This window comes from Peptacetobacter sp. AB845 (genome assembly GCF_047528295.1).
GTDB lineage: Bacteria > Bacillota > Clostridia > Peptostreptococcales > Peptostreptococcaceae > Peptacetobacter.
Map to the genome: position 1 here is coordinate 228,879 of NZ_CP180001.1, position 18,019 is coordinate 246,897.

18 protein-coding genes are annotated in these 18,019 nt (G+C 28.8%); 3 read left to right on the forward strand and 15 right to left on the reverse strand.

What is annotated here, in order from left to right; all coding sequences use genetic code 11:
• Positions 1-544 precede the first annotated feature (544 nt).
• From ACK2WO_RS01000 to ACK2WO_RS01015, 4 genes are all read right to left on the reverse strand, one after another.
• Entirely contained in the window at positions 545-817 is a 273-nt protein-coding gene (locus tag ACK2WO_RS01000; protein ID WP_414698142.1) for an iron-containing alcohol dehydrogenase, read from the reverse strand.
• Positions 818-944: 127 nt separating this feature from the next.
• Positions 945-1,493 (reverse strand): TetR/AcrR family transcriptional regulator, encoded by a 549-nt coding sequence (locus tag ACK2WO_RS01005; protein WP_414698143.1) that lies wholly within the window; start codon positions 1,491-1,493, stop codon positions 945-947.
• 77 nt (positions 1,494-1,570) lie between these two features.
• Positions 1,571-2,155, reverse strand: coding sequence for a helix-turn-helix domain-containing protein (locus tag ACK2WO_RS01010; RefSeq protein ID WP_414698144.1), 585 nt, complete (start codon positions 2,153-2,155; stop codon positions 1,571-1,573).
• A gap of 149 nt (positions 2,156-2,304) precedes the next feature.
• The gene (locus ACK2WO_RS01015) at positions 2,305-3,030 is read right to left on the reverse strand and encodes an ATP-binding protein (protein ID WP_414698145.1); all 726 of its coding nucleotides are present in this window, start codon (positions 3,028-3,030) and stop codon (positions 2,305-2,307) included.
• Positions 3,031-3,184: 154 nt separating this feature from the next.
• On the opposite strand from ACK2WO_RS01015, the gene ACK2WO_RS01020 reads away from it, so the two are divergent.
• Positions 3,185-3,871: a Crp/Fnr family transcriptional regulator gene (locus ACK2WO_RS01020; protein WP_414698146.1), complete on the forward strand. Its 687-nt coding sequence runs from the start codon at positions 3,185-3,187 to the stop codon at positions 3,869-3,871.
• Positions 3,872-3,892: 21 nt separating this feature from the next.
• On the opposite strand, the gene hcp is transcribed toward ACK2WO_RS01020, so the two are convergent.
• The 3 genes from hcp to ACK2WO_RS01035 form a co-directional block, all read right to left on the reverse strand.
• Positions 3,893-5,527, reverse strand: coding sequence for a hydroxylamine reductase (gene hcp / locus ACK2WO_RS01025; RefSeq protein ID WP_414698147.1), 1,635 nt, complete (start codon positions 5,525-5,527; stop codon positions 3,893-3,895).
• Positions 5,528-5,653: 126 nt separating this feature from the next.
• Positions 5,654-6,265, reverse strand: coding sequence for a histidine phosphatase family protein (locus ACK2WO_RS01030; protein WP_414698148.1), 612 nt, complete (start codon positions 6,263-6,265; stop codon positions 5,654-5,656).
• 105 nt (positions 6,266-6,370) lie between these two features.
• Complete coding sequence (locus ACK2WO_RS01035; protein WP_414698149.1) at positions 6,371-9,391, reverse strand: cell wall-binding repeat-containing protein; 3,021 nt, start codon at positions 9,389-9,391, stop codon at positions 6,371-6,373.
• A gap of 212 nt (positions 9,392-9,603) precedes the next feature.
• Here ACK2WO_RS01035 and ACK2WO_RS01040 point away from each other — a divergent pair, with 212 nt between their 5' ends.
• The gene (locus tag ACK2WO_RS01040) at positions 9,604-11,112 is read left to right on the forward strand and encodes a helix-turn-helix domain-containing protein (protein WP_414698150.1); all 1,509 of its coding nucleotides are present in this window, start codon (positions 9,604-9,606) and stop codon (positions 11,110-11,112) included.
• A gap of 110 nt (positions 11,113-11,222) precedes the next feature.
• Here ACK2WO_RS01040 and cobS read toward each other — a convergent pair whose 3' ends face one another.
• The 5 genes from cobS to ACK2WO_RS01065 form a co-directional block, all read right to left on the reverse strand.
• Positions 11,223-12,014 carry an adenosylcobinamide-GDP ribazoletransferase gene (gene cobS / locus ACK2WO_RS01045; RefSeq protein ID WP_414698151.1) on the reverse strand — a complete coding sequence of 264 codons (792 nt, stop codon included), beginning with the start codon at positions 12,012-12,014 and terminating at the stop codon, positions 11,223-11,225.
• A gap of 58 nt (positions 12,015-12,072) precedes the next feature.
• A complete protein-coding gene (cobU, locus tag ACK2WO_RS01050; RefSeq protein ID WP_414698152.1) occupies positions 12,073-12,630 on the reverse strand; it encodes a bifunctional adenosylcobinamide kinase/adenosylcobinamide-phosphate guanylyltransferase in 558 nt (185 codons plus the stop codon).
• A complete protein-coding gene (cobT, locus tag ACK2WO_RS01055; RefSeq protein ID WP_178411840.1) occupies positions 12,631-13,677 on the reverse strand; it encodes a nicotinate-nucleotide--dimethylbenzimidazole phosphoribosyltransferase in 1,047 nt (348 codons plus the stop codon). It abuts the gene before it with no gap.
• A 127-nt stretch (positions 13,678-13,804) separates the two neighbouring features.
• Positions 13,805-13,930 carry a hypothetical protein gene (locus ACK2WO_RS01060; RefSeq protein ID WP_414698153.1) on the reverse strand — a complete coding sequence of 42 codons (126 nt, stop codon included), beginning with the start codon at positions 13,928-13,930 and terminating at the stop codon, positions 13,805-13,807.
• Between the two features lie 179 nt (positions 13,931-14,109).
• Positions 14,110-15,264, reverse strand: a complete 1,155-nt coding sequence (locus ACK2WO_RS01065; RefSeq protein ID WP_178411841.1) for a S41 family peptidase — start codon at positions 15,262-15,264, stop codon at positions 14,110-14,112.
• A gap of 182 nt (positions 15,265-15,446) precedes the next feature.
• Between ACK2WO_RS01065 and ACK2WO_RS01070 the strand changes: the two genes are divergently transcribed.
• Positions 15,447-16,091, forward strand: a complete 645-nt coding sequence (locus ACK2WO_RS01070; RefSeq protein ID WP_414698154.1) for a 5-formyltetrahydrofolate cyclo-ligase — start codon at positions 15,447-15,449, stop codon at positions 16,089-16,091.
• A gap of 44 nt (positions 16,092-16,135) precedes the next feature.
• On the opposite strand, the gene ACK2WO_RS01075 is transcribed toward ACK2WO_RS01070, so the two are convergent.
• The 3 genes from ACK2WO_RS01075 to deoC form a co-directional block, all read right to left on the reverse strand.
• Positions 16,136-16,603 carry a CBS domain-containing protein gene (locus ACK2WO_RS01075; protein WP_414698155.1) on the reverse strand — a complete coding sequence of 156 codons (468 nt, stop codon included), beginning with the start codon at positions 16,601-16,603 and terminating at the stop codon, positions 16,136-16,138.
• Positions 16,600-16,986 (reverse strand): holo-ACP synthase, encoded by a 387-nt coding sequence (acpS, locus tag ACK2WO_RS01080; protein ID WP_414698156.1) that lies wholly within the window; start codon positions 16,984-16,986, stop codon positions 16,600-16,602. The genes ACK2WO_RS01075 and acpS overlap by 4 nt, the downstream gene beginning before the upstream one ends.
• 376 nt (positions 16,987-17,362) lie before the next feature.
• Positions 17,363-17,998, reverse strand: coding sequence for a deoxyribose-phosphate aldolase (gene deoC / locus ACK2WO_RS01085; protein WP_178412003.1), 636 nt, complete (start codon positions 17,996-17,998; stop codon positions 17,363-17,365).
• Between the last annotated feature and the right edge of the window lie 21 nt (positions 17,999-18,019).

Below are 18,019 nucleotides of genomic sequence, written 5' to 3' on the forward strand. Positions count from 1 at the left end.
TATAAATATTTTTTTAGTTTTTAAATAAATAAAAAATACGGTCGTTATATCTAAAATACATCCGTATATATTTTTAGAGTGTTCAATCGGAATCGCTACTTTCCAATCAGTTCTCAGAATTTATAAATTAAAATACGATTTTTAATTTTATTCACGAACTTCTTAATGTTTCCATTAAGCACAGACTATATCACCATCTAATTTTTTTAGATGCCCCCCATTTCCACCACCAATAGCTTGTGATGTACGGCAGTTGCCTAGTCGTTGAACCTTATCCTATTCGGATCTTGGATGCTGATTATCCATTATTAAAGCACTTAGGATTTAACCTTATGCCATCTAGTTAATTTTTTCTGCTTTCGCCACATTCACACTTGAATATTTTTCAATTCTACGTTGTAGTTTAACTAGCTTTAGGAACTTCCAGCAATTAAAGGAGTTTTGGGCGATTTCTCGCCTCTCTACACTCTTTATGAATGTAGGGAGCTTTTTTGTAAAAATATATTTGTCTATATATGTATATTTTTGACTATATTTTTAACAACTATATAGTTGCTCCACTATTTTTATAAGCTTCAACACCAGCTTTAACATTAGCTATTGTAGGGTTTGCTTTTATATCTGAATAAACTTCATATGCTAAGTTAGCTTCATCTAATAAATCTATAACCTTTGTAGACACATTGAATTTTAATAAATCAGGGTCAGTACATACAAAAGCTTTTTTGAATCCTCTTGCTTTTGTTTCTGTTACGATTTCTTTTATTGCTCCTTTTCCATGATAAGAAGTTTCATTTAATACTATACGATTTGCCATTTTTCATATCTCCTTTTTATTTATAATTTACTTATATTTTGTAAATCTTTATTTACATATTTATCTTTGTCTATATTATAACAATATAAATCACACAAAAGGAAGTTACAAAAATAACAATCTGTCACTAAATTAAATTTAATTCCTCAAATAACAGTGATAATTTATATGGCATAGCAGCTATTAAATTATCTACAACTGTGCTAACTTCAGATTTACAACCGCCTAACACCCATTCCGCTGTCATATACACAGAACCTTGGCAGTACATCTTCAATAAAAAGTCCATTTCATCGCTTATTTTTTCGCCATTTTTAGATTCAATCATATTCTTATAGAAAGCATATATTAACTCAAAATCATGTTCACGCATATTATTTTGATTGTCCATCTTAAAAGCCTTGTTAAATAATACACGCTCTTCTTTTATATAATCTAGCTTTCTATTTAATGCATCATTTAAACTAAGACCTTTTCCCATATGCTTAAACGAATTTTCTAGTATTACATCTATTGACCAATTTATTAAATCTTCTTTATCCCTAAAGTGACGATAGAATGTCTGTCTCGATACTCCTGTTTCATTACATATATCGCTCACACTTATGTCGCTTATTTTTTTCTTTTTTAAACATCTCTTTAAACCGTCAGAAAGATCTTCTTTCACATATTTCACTAGATTCCACCTTGCCTTTTTATCTTTAATTTTATAATAGGATATTTATATCCCTATTATAAACAATTATTTAAAGATTATAAATACTGATAATAGAATCCATGTTGTGTACAGTACCACATTAGTTTTCCATGACCTCTTCTCTGAATTCTAGTCTGAAGATTCCATTCTGGATACTGTTTGATTAGCTCTATCTTATCTCCTTTTGCAAATGCGATAAATGATATATAGTGTTCCTTTGTCATTGGATGTTCACTAGAAATATACCAATCATTTTCAATCTGTTCTACATTTAATTTTTCCGCTTCATCAGCTTTTTTAGGCTCTAAAGCTTCTAATTTTTTCCCACAGCAAGAAATCTCCGCATTTCCTGTACATACAGTCACATTCCCACAAACTGGGCAAACATAGTATTTCGAATTTTTCATATTACCTCCTATAAAGTCATTTATTTCAATATTTCCTTTTAATATATTTTCAATATTAACACCTAATATTTTTGAAAGCTCTGTTAAAAAAGATATATCAGGACATCCAAGACCTCTCTCCCATTTTGAAATAGTCTTGTCACTTATCATAAGTTTTTCTGCAAGCTCCTTTTGAGTCATACCTTTTTCTTTTCTACAATCTTTTATAACTTTTCCAATTTTTTCTGCATCCATATCTCTTCCTCCTACAAATATATTAATAGGAAAATAAACACAATTCAATAAACGCTCCGTAGAGTTTGAAAAACTCTTATTATTTTTCTCTTTTAGTTATATAAATTTATTCTTTGAAAACTACTCTGCTATAAATCTATCTGTAAAAACTACTCTACTATGAATCCATCTGTGCTTATAGTTACAACCTGCCAAGGAAGGAATTTTCCACTATTTTTCATCGCAGTAATAGCAGCTATTTCTATTCCCTTACAACAAGGAACTTCCATCTTAACTATTTTTACACTTTTTATATCGTTGTTCTTTATTATCTCAGTAAGTTTTTCTGAATAATCACCTTCATCTAGTTTAGGACATCCTATTAATGTAACATGCCCTTTTATGAAGTCTTCGTGGAATTTTGCATAAGCATAGGCTGTACAATCAGCTGCTATAAGTAATTTTGCTCCATTAAAATACGGTGCATTTATTGGTGCTAATTTTATCTGTACTGGCCACTGAGATAAGCAACTAACGGATTCTCTTAACATATCTTTTTTTCCACCAAATTCTATCTTATGTATATTATGTTCTCTTTTTATTTCCCTACTCTGACTTCCAGGACATCCACAAGGTAATTTTTCTTTCTGTTTTTTCATATCTTCTATTCTCTTTTTAACCGCTACCTCGTCGTACGCAGCAGCCTCTCTTTCTTCAAAACTTATAGCTCCAGTTGGGCAAACAGGTAAACAATCACCTAAACCGTCACAATAATCGTCTCTTAAAAGTTTTGCCTTTCCGTCAATCATTCCAATTGCGCCCTCATGACATTCATCTGCGCAAAGTCCACACCCATTACATTTTTCTTCGTTTATATTTATTATTCTTCTTATCATAATTTTTCCTCCAAATTTTATATTATTTTTTTAATCTACATTTTCAAATTTAGTTATTTGATTTTATGGGTATATTATAATAGAATTCATTAAATAGTTATGTTGTTTTTACAACACATAACAAATATTTTATAATTTGAAAGGAATTAATATTATGAACACAATAACTAACCCTGATATAAATGCTATAAAAAACTCAATTATATTCAAAGATATAGACGAAAAAGATATTCTTCCCATGCTTGGATGTCTTTCTCCAACAAAAAAATCATATAAAAAAGGCTCTTATATATTAAATCAAGGAGAGTACATCGACTTTGTTTGTCTAATTATCTCTGGATCTGTAAGGATAGAAAACATAGATATTTGGGGAAATAGAAAAATAATGTCTGAACTGACTAAAAGCGATATATTTGCCGAGAGTTATGCCTGTGTTACCAACGAACCTCTTATGGTTGATGCTATAGCCTCATCAGATTGTGTAATTCTAACTATGAATATGAATAAAGTTATGACTACATGTCCCTCATCTTGCAACTTCCATAATAAATTAATAAAAAATATGCTTTCTGTTTTTGCAATGAAAAATATCGCATTCACTAGAAAGATAGAGCATATCACTCAAAAGAATACTAGAGAAAAAGTACTCTCTTATCTAAATTACATGTCCTCAAAGTTTGGATCTAATTCTTTTGAAATTCCATTTAATCGTCAGCAACTTGCAGACTACTTATCTGTTGAGAGAAGTGCACTATCATCAGAATTATCTAAAATGCAAGCAGATGGATTAATATCGTATAAGAAAAATAAATTTACACTACATATAAAAAGAGAGCAGTAAAATTCTGCTCCCTTTTTATATCTATTTTATTAATTTTTCTATATCTTCTTCAACTGTTCCTATCCCTGCAATTCCAAAGTTTTCAACCAAGAATTTAGCAGTATTTTCTGATAAGAATGCTGGTAATGTTGGTCCTAAGTGTATATTTTTTACTCCAAGATATAGTAATGAAAGTAATACTATTACAGCCTTTTGTTCATACCAAGCTATATTATAAACTATTGGAAGTTCATTTATATCATCTAAACCAAATACTTCCTGCAATTTCATAGCTATAACTGCTAAAGAATATGAATCGTTGCACTGACCTGCATCTAGCACTCTCGGTATTCCACCTATATCTCCTAAATTTAATTTATTGTATCTATACTTAGCACATCCAGCAGTTAAAATCACAGTATCCTTAGGTAGAGATTTTGCAAATTCTGTATAGTAGCTTCTTCCTTTCTGTCTTCCGTCACATCCTGCCATAACAACGAATTTTTTAATTGCTCCTGATTTAACAGCATCTACAATCTTATCTGCAAGTGCTATTACCTGATTATGTGCAAAACCACCAACTATTTCCCCAGTTTCTATTTCTTTTGGAGAATTACATCTTTTCGCATGTTCTATTATTTCGCTAAAATCTTTTTCTTCTCCGTATCCACCTTCTATATGTTTACATCCTTCAAAACCTACTGCACCAGTTGTATATACTCTATCCTTATAACTTTCACTCGGTGGCACTAGACAATTTGTTGTAAGAAGTATTGGACCGTTGAATGATTCAAACTCTTCTTTCTGTTTCCACCAAGCATTTCCATAATTTCCAACAAAGTGATCATACTTTTTAAACTCTGGATAATAATTTGCTGGTAACATTTCTGAATGAGTATAAACATCTACTCCTGTTCCATCAGTCTGTTTTAAAAGTTGTTCCATATCTTTTAAATCATGTCCAGAAACTAGTATAGCTGGATTACTTCTAACACCTATATTAACTTTTGTTATCTCAGGATTTCCATAAGATATAGTATTTGCATTGTCTAAAAGTGCCATTGAATCTACTCCAAACTTACCTGTTTCCATAGTTAAATCTATTAAATCCTGTAAAGTTAAGTTATCATCTGTTGTAGCTGTAAGTGCCTTCTGTAGAAATGCGTCTATTTCACTATTTTCAAAACCTAAAACACCTGCATGTTTTAAATACGCAGCCATACCTTTTAATCCGTATATTATAAGCTCTCTAAGGCTTCTAATATCTTCGTTTTCCGTATCTAAAACTCCGACATTCTCTGATTTTTCTCTTAGTTCAGCCTCATCTTTTGAATAATAAACTGCATACTCTGAAAGTACACTTCTATCGTCTAATTTAGATATAAGTTCTTCTTTTATATCCATAATAGATTTAACCTTATTTAATATAACTTTGTCGTCAAAGTTTGCATTTGTTATCGTTGTAAATAACGCATCCCTTATAATTCTATTTACCTCTACATCAACTTCCTTATTTTCTTTTCTAAGATTTGTAGTAACCTCAGAGATTCCCTTTGTTGTATATATAAGTAAATCTTGAAGATTTGCAGTAGCTGCCTTCTTTCCACAAACTCCATTTATAGTACATCCTGAACATCCAGCAGTTTCTTGACACTGGAAGCAAAACATTTTATTCATAATCTATTCCTCCTCTGTATTGAATGTACTCTTATCTTACATCAACAAGGAAATTATTTATGTTGTTTTTACAACGCTTTTAATTTTTATTTTTCTATATATAAATTTCTATAGGCTATATTTATTTTAGTAATTTAATTTTGTAAGTACTGAAAATCCATAATCGTATTCTAAAACAGTAATTTTAGCATTTTCTATTTTAAAGTTCCAATGATTTTCCAACTTCCCACAAAGCATATAAGAAAGTATATTTCTAATACTTCCACCATGTGCACAAATTATAGCTGTGCTATCATCTTCCATATCTTTTAAAATATACTCTACAGCTCTTTTATTCTTTTCATACGCTTCAATTGCATTTTCTCCATTTGGATATCTATAGTCAAACCCTTCAATACAAAGTTTGTCGTATTCTTTTGGATATTCATTTTTTATCCATTCAAAAGTTTTTCCTTCAAAATCACCAAAATCTATCTCTCCAAGATCTTTAATTTTTATAATCTCTAAATTCTCTATATCGGCTATATCTTTAACTGTTTCTTCTGTTCTTTTAGACTCTGAAACATACACCTTTGATAACTTCCAATTCTCTTCTTTTTTTAGTCTTTCTATTCTTTCTTTTAGACAATCTATCTCAAGTCTACCTTTTTCACTTATATCAGTTTCCATACTTCCACAAAGTAGTCCATTCTCGTTGGCTACAGTAGATGCGTGTCTAATCAAAACTAATCTCTTCATAGCTCACCTCAAAATAATTACTTTCAGTAATAACTTTAACACAAAAAGCTGTCATAAGACATATAAAACAAATATCTTATAACAGCTTTTAGATTTATTATTATTTTATCTTTTTATATAGCTCTTAATTAGATTGAATACTTTTTCGCTAATAGCTTTTTCTCCACCTACTATAATGGCCTTTTCTATTTTAGATTTTTCTGTATATTTTTTTATATCTTCAGGTACTGTATCCCTCTTAACTAAAAGAACTGGTGCCTGTTTTTTACCTGCATAATTGGCTGCAATTAAAGCATCTGGGAAATCCTCACCTGTTGCATATACACCTAATTTTGATTCTGGATATGATTTTGAAGCAATTTTTATAGCTGTTTCATATCTATCTTTTCCTCCAATTCTTTCTATATTTTTTGCCCCTTCATATATATTAGTATCTTCTTTATTTTCTTCTTTTATACTAAATCCTTTTTCTATACTGTCTTCAACGTTTTTTGATATTGCTTTATGCAGCCCAGCTATCTTTATATTTTCCACGTCCCAATCAGATAGTGCTTTTTTAGTATACATAGGTATTGTATCCTTTTTAGTTAAAAGTATTGGTGCTTTTTCTTTTATTGCCATAGATGTCATACACAATGCATCTGGAAAATCTTCACCTGATACCAATTCAACTGAATTTTTATTTCCTTTTTCTCTTATTTTTATACCTATCTTTCTAGCTGTATCATACCTATCTTTTCCATCAAATCTAAATATTTCATATCCCATACTAGATAATTGATCTATTATATTTTTTGAAACAGCCTCATATCCTCCAGATATATATATTTTTTTTGCTTTTAATCTATCTATTTCCTGTAATGTTTTCTTAGGTAAATTATTCTTATATGTTAAAAGTACTGGTGCATTTTCTTGTACTGCAAATGGATTTGCTGTAAGAACATCTGTAAATCTTTCACAGTTAGCTAATACTATAGCATTTGTTCCTTTTAGGAATAGCTCCCTACTTGCATCTATTGCAGTTTCTATTCTATCATTACCTTCTATTCTATCAATATTTGAATCGTTTACATTTCCATTAGAATTTGTATTTCCACTAGAATTATTATTATCTAAATCAGCATTGGAATCGTTCCTTTTTTCGTTAACCACTTCTATTATTAAATTCTTTGAAAGTTCTCCCTTTGGAATATTTTTAGAACCATTATATAATGTATTACAACCATAATCGTCTTTCTTCTTAATAGTATATTCGCTATCATAAGGAAGATTTCTTATTGTTATTTGCTGTCCATGTAAAAGAGAAATTTCTGCCTTTCCATCCTTAAACACTATTGTTACATCTTCTGGTTTATCAAATTCAGTATTGCAACCATGCTTTATGAATCCAATATAATCATAACTTTCATTTATATTTTTCCCATTTTTATCTTTCAATTCTATTTCAAAAGTAAGCTTTTTATTTTTATCTTCTTTCTTTAAATCATCCGATAAAATGCTATTTATTGTTATATCTGGTAATTCCCTATTAACAAAAATCACTTCTTCTCTTTCATCTTCGGCAATTACCCCTTCAAACTCCTCTAATTCATCAAATTCGCCTTTATTGATTTTACTAACTCTAAACTTTGTTCCTGCTGGTAAATGAGTAATTATTTTTGATTCTCCATGTCTTAAAATAATATCATCTGAAATACCGTTGTTAAATGTTAAATTTCCATATTTGCCATTAAATTTATTATTGATATTCCCTTTATCATCTAATATTTCTATCTTAAATTCTATATGTCTTTTTTTATCCCCAGAACTTAGGTTACATTCTATTTTTAATGAGCCCAAGCCATTACTTGTTAACCCTTTTATTTCTTTACTTACTGTTGTTTTTTCAGATTTAGAGCCAGTCATACTCATAAATTTTTTGCCATTTTTTTCTTCAATCGGAGAAAAACACTTATAATTTTTTAGCCAAGGAATTTCTGCCTCTATAGCAAAAGTTTCACTTTCTTTAGGTTGATGATCTGATATTAGCTCATATTCTTCATTAGCATAGACATACTCTAAATTATCACAAAGTGCTGTTACACCTTTAGGTAATCTCAATTTATATCTTCCTTCATATGTTTCTTGTTCTACTATTTTTAACTTTCCACTATGCCACATACCATCTTTTGGATTATAATCAAAATTTAAAGAACCCTCTAGTTTTATATCTTCTTCTTTTGGTTCTTCTTCTAAAATATTTCCCTTTTGAGCATAATTGTATATCTTATTAGAAAGATTTGATGAATTTAAATCTGGATGATCATTATTAGGTATCCCATAGTCATTCATAAGCTTACATATCGCAAGTTGTGTTGCATTAAATGCTTGAAACTCTTCAACCAGATAATCCCCAGGATATAGCATTGAATATATTTCCTTTGGATCATTACCCTCATATAAAACCATACTAGACGCTGCTTTATAGAAATCAGTAGCTGTAATATCACTATATGTTAGTTTATTATCTTGACTAGTTCCATTTGGATACATTTTTCCAACTTCATTGACAAAGTCTTTAAGAATATCTATGTGTTTCTTAGATTCTTTATCTTCATTATTTAAATCGGATATTTTAAAAACATGATGTGCTAATTGAGGAAATGAGCCTGCAAGCTCTTTCGGAACTCTAATCATACTATTAAATTCTTCATCTGTAGGTACTTCCCTATCTCCTGTTTCTATTATTTTATACATATTTTTAGCATTATGTGGATATCCTACAAATAATATTTTTGAAAGCTTTCTCATAAATTCATTATACATTTCATTATTTTTTAAATTCTTTTTAAAGTCATCTTCTTGATATTTAGGAATATCTGTTATGCCAACTTCATTTGAAATATGTGGCCAATATATTTTTCCTGCATTATTCATTGAAAATAATAAAAGTTTGTTATTATCATAATTTATAAAATGTCTATACCAAGTTTCATTTTCTACACCTTTTTCATAAGTCACTTCATATATTTTATTTTGATTATTATTTTCTTCTAAAGCACTAATCATCATACCATTCTGATTTGTTCCTATTATCAAAGAAACCAACATACTTATTAATAAAATTTTCTCAATAACTTTTCTCATAAAAACCTTCCTTTCATAAAAATATATTAATCTAGTATTTTTTAGTAAAATAGCATTACTTCAATAGAAGATTAACATATTTTTTTATTACTACTTTCCCTATTTTTTTATTTTTATATCCTTAATTTGGGGAATATGTTTTAATATATTGAAAGTTAAGTTTATATTAATTATAATTATTATTAATTATTTTATTGAATAAGGAGGAACTCATGTTAAATAGTTTTTTAGAAAAAAAAATCAAAAATAAACTAGATTTACTTTCTACACTTCATTCTAAAAATACTGTTTCTATTGATGAAGTTTTGAATTCAGTTAAAGTAAGTAAAATTAGCTTAATCTCTTTAATTAATGAAATGAATATTGATTTTGATGGATTAGCTTTTATTGAGAACTCACATTCTTATATATCACTTTCCAAATACGATAATGTAGATTTCTTTCGGTTATCTCATACAATATATAAAAATTCTATTGTTCTACGTTGTTTAAAATTTTTAATTTTGAATGATGATGAGATTTCATTTTATTCTTTTATTGATAGTGAATTTATTACAAAGTCTGTTGCTTATAGAATCAGAAAAGAATGTAAATGTTATTTAAATGCAATTGGTTTAGATATAAAAAATAATAGAGTTTACGGTGATGAATATAGAATTAGATTTTTAATTGCTCTTCTACATTATAAATATGGTTTGAATTTTTATAATATATATGATTATTCTTTAGACATAGTTAGAAAGTTTATTCTATCTACTAATGATGTTATTGATTTAAATTATATTGAACAAACAACAAATGAGTATGGTTATTTTGAATATTTATTAATTTTATCTTGGAAAAGAAAAGATTATTATCTAAAAATACCTTATAATAAAACTTTTGAAAATCTAAAGCATTTATTTATATATAATTCTATTATAGATAAAATTAAGAATATTATTGAACCAAGTCTTAATATAACTTTTTCAAATGATGATTATGACTATATTTTTCTAGTTTATTTATGTACAAATAGTTGTATTTTTGCTGATAAATGGACAAATGAAGCTATTTCTCAAGTTCATAAAATTGTTTTTAGTAATAGCTCTTTTTCTAATTTATTATATATGATTGCTAAAGAATTTGGATTATATCTTGAAGATTCCCATGCTTTAAAGGTTTCTATAATTTATTTCTTTAAAAAATGTTTATTTGAGCTACAATGTATTATTCCTGATAAGAATTTCTTTGTTTTTTCTGAACAGGATCCACTAACTAACACAATAATAAATAGACTTTCTAATTTATTAACTAGTTGGAGAAAAGTTAATAATATTAAATATACTATAGATAAAGAACATATAATATATTTATCACTTCAGCTTAAATTTATTATTCGGCAATATATGAAACCTGTAGAAGTATTTATCTTATCTGACTTAAATGCTGAATTAGAAATTATGAGTCTATACCTTAATAGAACTTTTTCAAAAGATAGAATACATATAAATCCTACACTTATAAATGCTCAGAATATAAATTTTTTAATTACTCAAAAGAATAGTGTTATTATTACACATAAAAAATTTGAGCCTATGTTAAAGTCTTTAAATTTAGATTCTTCAAATACAATTATTGGCATTACTGTTGAAATGACTGGTTTTGAAATGTTTTTTATCCAAAAATCAATTAGTATCTCTGAGAAAAATATTTTTTTAGATTTTATAAAAAATAGTTGATATAAAAATAAGAGCTTACTATAATTAAAATACTAAAATTTTAGTAAGCTCTTATTTACAATGATATACTTTTTTAATTTATTATCTTGCTTTTACTTATCAATTTATATTTAGAAAAGAAGTACTGCTGTAAAATACACAACTAGTATAAATACAACTTCTGCTACTTCTATTCCACATCCTAGTACATCGCCAGTTATTCCACCTATCTTCCTATTAGAACTTCTCTTAATTAGAAGCATTGCAATAGCTGCAACAACTATACCTATACATATACATCCCATAGGTGCATACATACCAGCTACACTCATTCCATTTATTATATATAAAAATCCTGCTGATAGAATTAAAGTGTATACTAAACCAACTATAATCATTGGCATTGTCGCTTTTCCAATAAATACATTTCCCATTCCGTTTTCTCTAGGGCTTTCAGTCTTTCTAGCAAGTAAAATTACAACCAATCTCGAAACCATTGGCATTATCGCTATCATATAAGACATTCCCCGGTTTAAAAATGTAACGATAACACCTATTTTTATAAGTATTGTAAACATAATGGCAAGTAGAGAATTTGTTCCTAGTCTAGAATCCTTCATTATTTCCAGCATTCTATCCTTATCTCTATTGCTGAAAAATGCGTCTGCTGTATCTCCTAGTCCATCTAAATGTAGTGCTCCTGTTAGGAATACCTCTGTAAATACAGCTATTATAGCTATTACAAGGGCATCACTTGGAAACATTATTCCAACTAGAAGACTTACAAGATAAGTTATTATCCCTATAATAAATCCAACTAGTGGAAAATAATACATACCTTTATGGAATTCTTCATCAAATTCTCCACCAGTTTTTACAGGTATTCTGGTCAAGAACCCTAAAGTTCCTAAAAATCTTTTCATATCTATCCCAACCTTTCAAATTTCTTTTGTTTTGTGAATAAGTCTAACACCTCAACCTTTATTTTATCTTAACAGGGATTCCGCTAATTACTAAATATGCTTCATCGCTATTTGATGCTACATATTGGTTAATTTTTCCCGCAGTATTTGCATATATTCTGCTAAGTTTATTGGCTGGAACTACACCCATTCCGATTTCATTAGTTACAAATACAAAGTATAGCTCTGTATTTCGTATTTCTTCAATTAGCTTTTCAAACTGGTTGAATATATACTCATCCATCTTTTCTAATTCTTCATTTGAAAGATCCTGTGGATTCATATCATATTTAAACATTAAATTATTTACCATAAGTGTTATACAATCAAGCATAACTGTATCACATTCTTCTGATACATTTTCTATTATTTTAAATACATCCTCGTAAAGCTCGTATGTTGTCCAATTAGAAGGTCTTCTCTCTTTATGTAATCTAACCTTTTCTTTCATCTCATCGTCAAAAGGAATTGATGTAGCTATGTATCCTGTTCTATTGTCCTTTTCTATACATAAAGATTCTGCAAAAGCACTTTTCCCAGACTTTGCCCCTCCTGTTATAAAAACTATATTACTCATTTAAATTTTCATACCTACTTCCTCAAATGTAGCCATATTATTGTAAGTATAGATAGATGCATCTATAACATTAAATGCTAATGCTGCACCACTACCTTCTCCAAGTCTCATATTCATATTTAAAATAGGCTCAAGCTTTAATAGTTCAAGTGCCGCGTCACTTCCTGGCTCATCTGATTTATGAGAGGCTATTAGATAATCTCTTGTTCCAGGATTTATTTTGTATGCTATAAGTGCAGCCGCATAAGATATATATCCATCTATAACTACTGGTATTCTATTTGCAGCACATCCCATTATAACTCCAGTCATAGCACCTATTTCAAACCCACCTATCTTTTCAAGTACTTCTATACCATCTGTTGGATTAGGGTTGTTTAACTCTATTGCCTTTCCTATAACTTTTGCTTTATGTTTTATCTTTTCTTCTGATAAACCAGATCCACTTCCTGTTATCTCTTCAGGAAGCTTTCCTGTCATAACAGAAATTATCGCTGTACTTGGAGTAGTATTTGCTATACCCATCTCACCAATTCCAATTATTCTATAGTCCTTAACTATACATTCTTCCGCTATTTCTATTCCTATTTCTATAGACTCTACCGCCTCTTCTCTAGTCATAGCAGGCCCTTTAGCCATATTAGAAGTTCCTTTTCTAATCTTTCTGTTTATTATTCCCTCAAGAGGTTCGTCGCAATTAATCCCCACATCTACAGCAACCATATCAGCTCCTGCATATCTAGAAAGCGCTCCAACTCCGCATAATCCCTTTGCAAAATTAGGGAACTGTATTTTTGTAATTTCCTGTGAATTAGGTGCAACACCTTCTTCGTATACACCATGGTCTGCACCAAAAGCTATTATTGCTTTTTTAGGTATATCAAACTTTTCTGTCTCATATATACCTGCCATCTGTACACAAATGTCCTCAACCCTTCCTAGACTTCCTTTTGGATGAATAAGATTATTCCATCTATCCTGGGCTGCATCCATACTCCTCTTATTAAGAGGATAAATATTTCTTGAAATACTGCTCAGTAAATTCATTTTCTCCACCTCTAAAATAATTATTCTCTATTCTTATTTTTATTAATAATATATATTTATTGATATATATTTATTATAACAATAAATCAAAGAACTGCCACGCATTAATATGCCGACAGTTCTCTTTTTATTTAGTAGCTATATACTTTTTTAAAAGCTCTAGTAGCTCTTTTCTGTCTACCTCAGAGTTATTCTTATTTTGCTTTTTCTTATAATCCTTGAAATATACAATCTTATTCTCGGACTCTTTCATAAGATCACTTCCCATTTCATATTAGATTAACTAATAGGATATTTTTTCTTATTTTTTCAGAACAAATCCTTCTGCACTATATTTTATCCCTTTATAGTTGATATTCTATATATTTGAGAAATAACCTTTTATTTTATGTATCATTTTAAAATTTATTTTTTATAATGATTTTTTTATTACTATTTTCCATTTTCTATATAATCTATGGCTCTTTGAAGCTGTTTTTCTGTATCTTTTTCTTCTATAGTAGGTTTTATACCTTTTTTATGTATTGTTTTTCCGTCTGGAGTGAAGTATTGCTCAGTAGTTAGCTTATATCCTGAACCGTCTTTTAAACTTATTACAGACTGTACTATACCTTTACCAAATGTTTTTGTTCCTATAGATATACCCGCTTTATTTCCTAATATTGCACCAGTTAGTATTTCTGCTGATGATGCTGTATTTTCATTAGTAAGTAAAACTATAGGTATTCCAAGTTTTTTAGCATCTGATGTCTGAGTTTTTCTATCTCCGTCTCTATTTTCTGTATAAACTATTGTTCCTTCACCTATTAGTGTATCGGCAACTTCACAACATTTATCTACTAATCCACCACCATTATCTCTTAAGTCTATAATTAAAGCCTTCATATGTTGTTTTTTAAGTTTATTTAATTCTTTATTGAAGTCTTCAGGAGTTTTTTCTACAAATGTAGATAATTCTATATAGCCTATATTATCTTTAAGCATTTTTCCACTTACACTAGGCTCAGAAACCTTAGCTCTTTTTATTTTAAATGTTTTTATTTCTCCATCTCTTTTTACAGATACATTTACATAAGTATCCTTTTTGCCCTTCATTATTGCCACTGCTTTATCCACTGTATCGTATGTTACATATAGATCGTCTACTTTATAAAGTATATCTCCTGCTCTTATTCCTGATTTATATGCAGGACCTGTTTCCCAAGCCTTAGCTATTGTAACAACTCCATTTTCTGGATTAGATAATATAGTAACACCTATTCCAACAAAGCTTCCTGTAGATGAATCCATTACACTCTGCATTTCTTCTTCTGTAAAATATCCTGAATAAAGGTCGCCAGTTCCCATAAATAGCCCTTTCATTGCACCATCTATAAGATCCTGTTCTTTTACATCCTTATAATATGTTTCCTTTATCATTTCTTCCATAGCTATAAGTTTATTAAACTTCTTATACTTTTCGTAATCTCTTCTTGGAATTACACTAACTAGTCCTAATCCCACTTCCCCAACAAGTGTAGCTGCTACTGTTATAACAATAGTTAAAATTACAGTTATTATAGTCTTTTTATTGAATTTAGACTTCACCCTTAACATCCCTTTCAAATAATTTTTTATATTTTCTCCACGTGTATAGTACTATTCTTTTACCAATTATCCTTTATTGTTGACAATCTCAAATTTGTTATCTATATTATCTTTTGAGTAGATTTTTTAGTAAATAGTCAATATACAATAAATTAATTTTACCATATATTGTAGAATTTTTTATGAAATATTTTTATTTTGGAAAGGATGCGAATATTATTTATTCTTTAGATTTTATTAATTCGATTAAAGATGCAAATACAAAGGATTCTTTGAGAAAAACTGTCCTCTCTTTTAGAAATTCTTTGGATAAAAAAGATATTATTTCGATGTCTGAAGATATTTTCAATAGTTTTTTATCTATTGAAAAAATACAAGACTCTTCAAAATTTATGCTATATGTAGATTTTAGAAATGAGGTTGCAACAAAAGGAATTATTTCTAAACTTTTAAGCCTCGGTAAAGAAGTATATCTTCCAGTTACTTTAAAAGATGAGAAGGAACTTATACCTAAAAGGATTTTTTCATTAGATGATTTAGTTTCTGGAGCTTATGGAATTTTAGAGCCTAGTTTAGATGCTCCGTCTATTAATCCTTCTTTTTTAGATGTTGTCGTTGTTCCTGGTTCTGTGTTTGATAAAAGTGGATATAGGACTGGCTATGGTGGCGGATTTTATGATAGATTTTTAGAAGAAACAAGTGCAATAAGGGTAGGAGTATGTTTTGATTTTCAACTTGTAGACGATGTTTTTCCTGAAAAGCACGATAAGAAAATGGATTTTATAATAACTGAAAAAAATATACTTTTTTTAAATCAAAAAAACTAGCTGTTGCAAAATTGCAACAGCCTCATTTTATTTGACTTATTTTATTATTTATCTCCGTAAAGAGATTTTATTATATCATATCTACAAATAATTCCCTTAATCTTTCCTTCATCGTCGACAACAGGAACTCTATTTATAGACTTCTTAATCATAACATTTGCTACATCGTCGAATTTATCATCTTCGTGAACAGTAACTATATCTTCTGTCATAAGATCTTCTACCTTATATGCAGCAATTCTCTTTAAATCTTTTTCAAGATTTTTCATATCGTCAAGGAATATTAATCCCTGTAGGAAATTTATTACCCGAGGTGGTTCTATATATTTTTCCTTTTTAAGTATATCTGTCTCGGAAATTATGCCTATAACTTTGTTATCTTCATCGACAACAGGAAGCCCACCTATCTTATCCTGAATAAGCATTTTTGCTACATCAGATACTGTATCGTCTTTCTTTACTGTTTTAACATCAACTGTCATTATTTCTTTCGCTTTTAAATCATTCATCATACGTCTTCACTCCTTGTTATAGCCATAGCATTCGCAACAGCATATTCTCTGCAATGTGATAGTGATACTTTTATTTCACAGATATTATTATCTGAACAGAGCTTTTTAAAATTTCTATGTGCAATTACATACGGTCTACCTTTTTCATCCCTCAATACTTCTATATCATTAAAATTGAATCCTCTTATACCTGTTCCAACCGCTTTGCTTATTGCCTCTTTAGCTGAGAATGTAGCTGCTATACTCTCCCGCTTCATTCCCCTACTTTCAAAATATTTTATTTCATTATCAGTGAAGATTCTTTTTAAAAATCTCTCACTTTCTAGGTTTTTCTTTATTCTACTTATTTCTATTATATCTGTACCTATTCCAAATATTTCCATATTAATCCTACTTTTGACTCTTTAAATTTTTTAATATATAACTATTTCTATAATATAATTATACTACAAAACTTAATTATATCCTTTATTTTTATAAAATTAATTAAATATTTTTATTTTTCATACTTTTTATTGATGTATTCTAATAATTTTTTAAGCAACAAAAAACAGGACATCCCTCTTACTCGATGTCCTGTTTTCTCATTTTATTTTTTATAATTTTATAAGGTTAACTTTTATGATATTGGCGATATCATTTTTACTACATTATTTTTAATTTAAATTATTTACACTTATTTTTTGGAATTTTATTATCATTTTGGAATTTATTAACTTATTTACTTCTTGTTTTCTTTATTTTACTACTAATCTTTTATTATTTTACTAGTCTACTTGTTCCTAGTCTGTCTGCTCCAGCTTTTATAAATTCTTCTGCATCTTCAAAAGATTTTATTCCACCAGCAGCTTTTATTTTCAAATCAGCTCCACAATATTTTTTCATTAATTTTATATCTTCTATTGTAGCTCCTCCTGTTGAGAAACCAGTAGATGTTTTTATATATTCTGCATCTGATTTTGTAACTACTTCGCACATTTTTATTTTTTCTTCCTCTGTTAGAAGGCAAGTTTCTATTATTACTTTTAATAATTTTCCATGACAAGCTGCTTTTATTTCATTTATTTCTTTTAGCACTTCGTCATATTTTCCTTCTTTAACTAGACCTATGTTTATTACCATGTCTATTTCATCAGCACCGTTTTTAACTGCATCTTCAGTTTCAAATACTTTTACAGCTGTAGTCATATTTCCATTAGGGAATCCTATTACTGTACATATTGGTAATTTACCTTCTGTATATTCTTTAGCTGCTTTTACAAAGTATGGAGGTATGCACACAGAAGCTGCATTTTTATCCATTCCCTGATCACATAATAATTTTATCTGTTCCCATGTTGATGTCTGTTTTAATAGAGTGTGGTCTACTATGTTTATTATTTTGCTCTGTTCCATTGTTTTTCTCCTTTTTGGCTT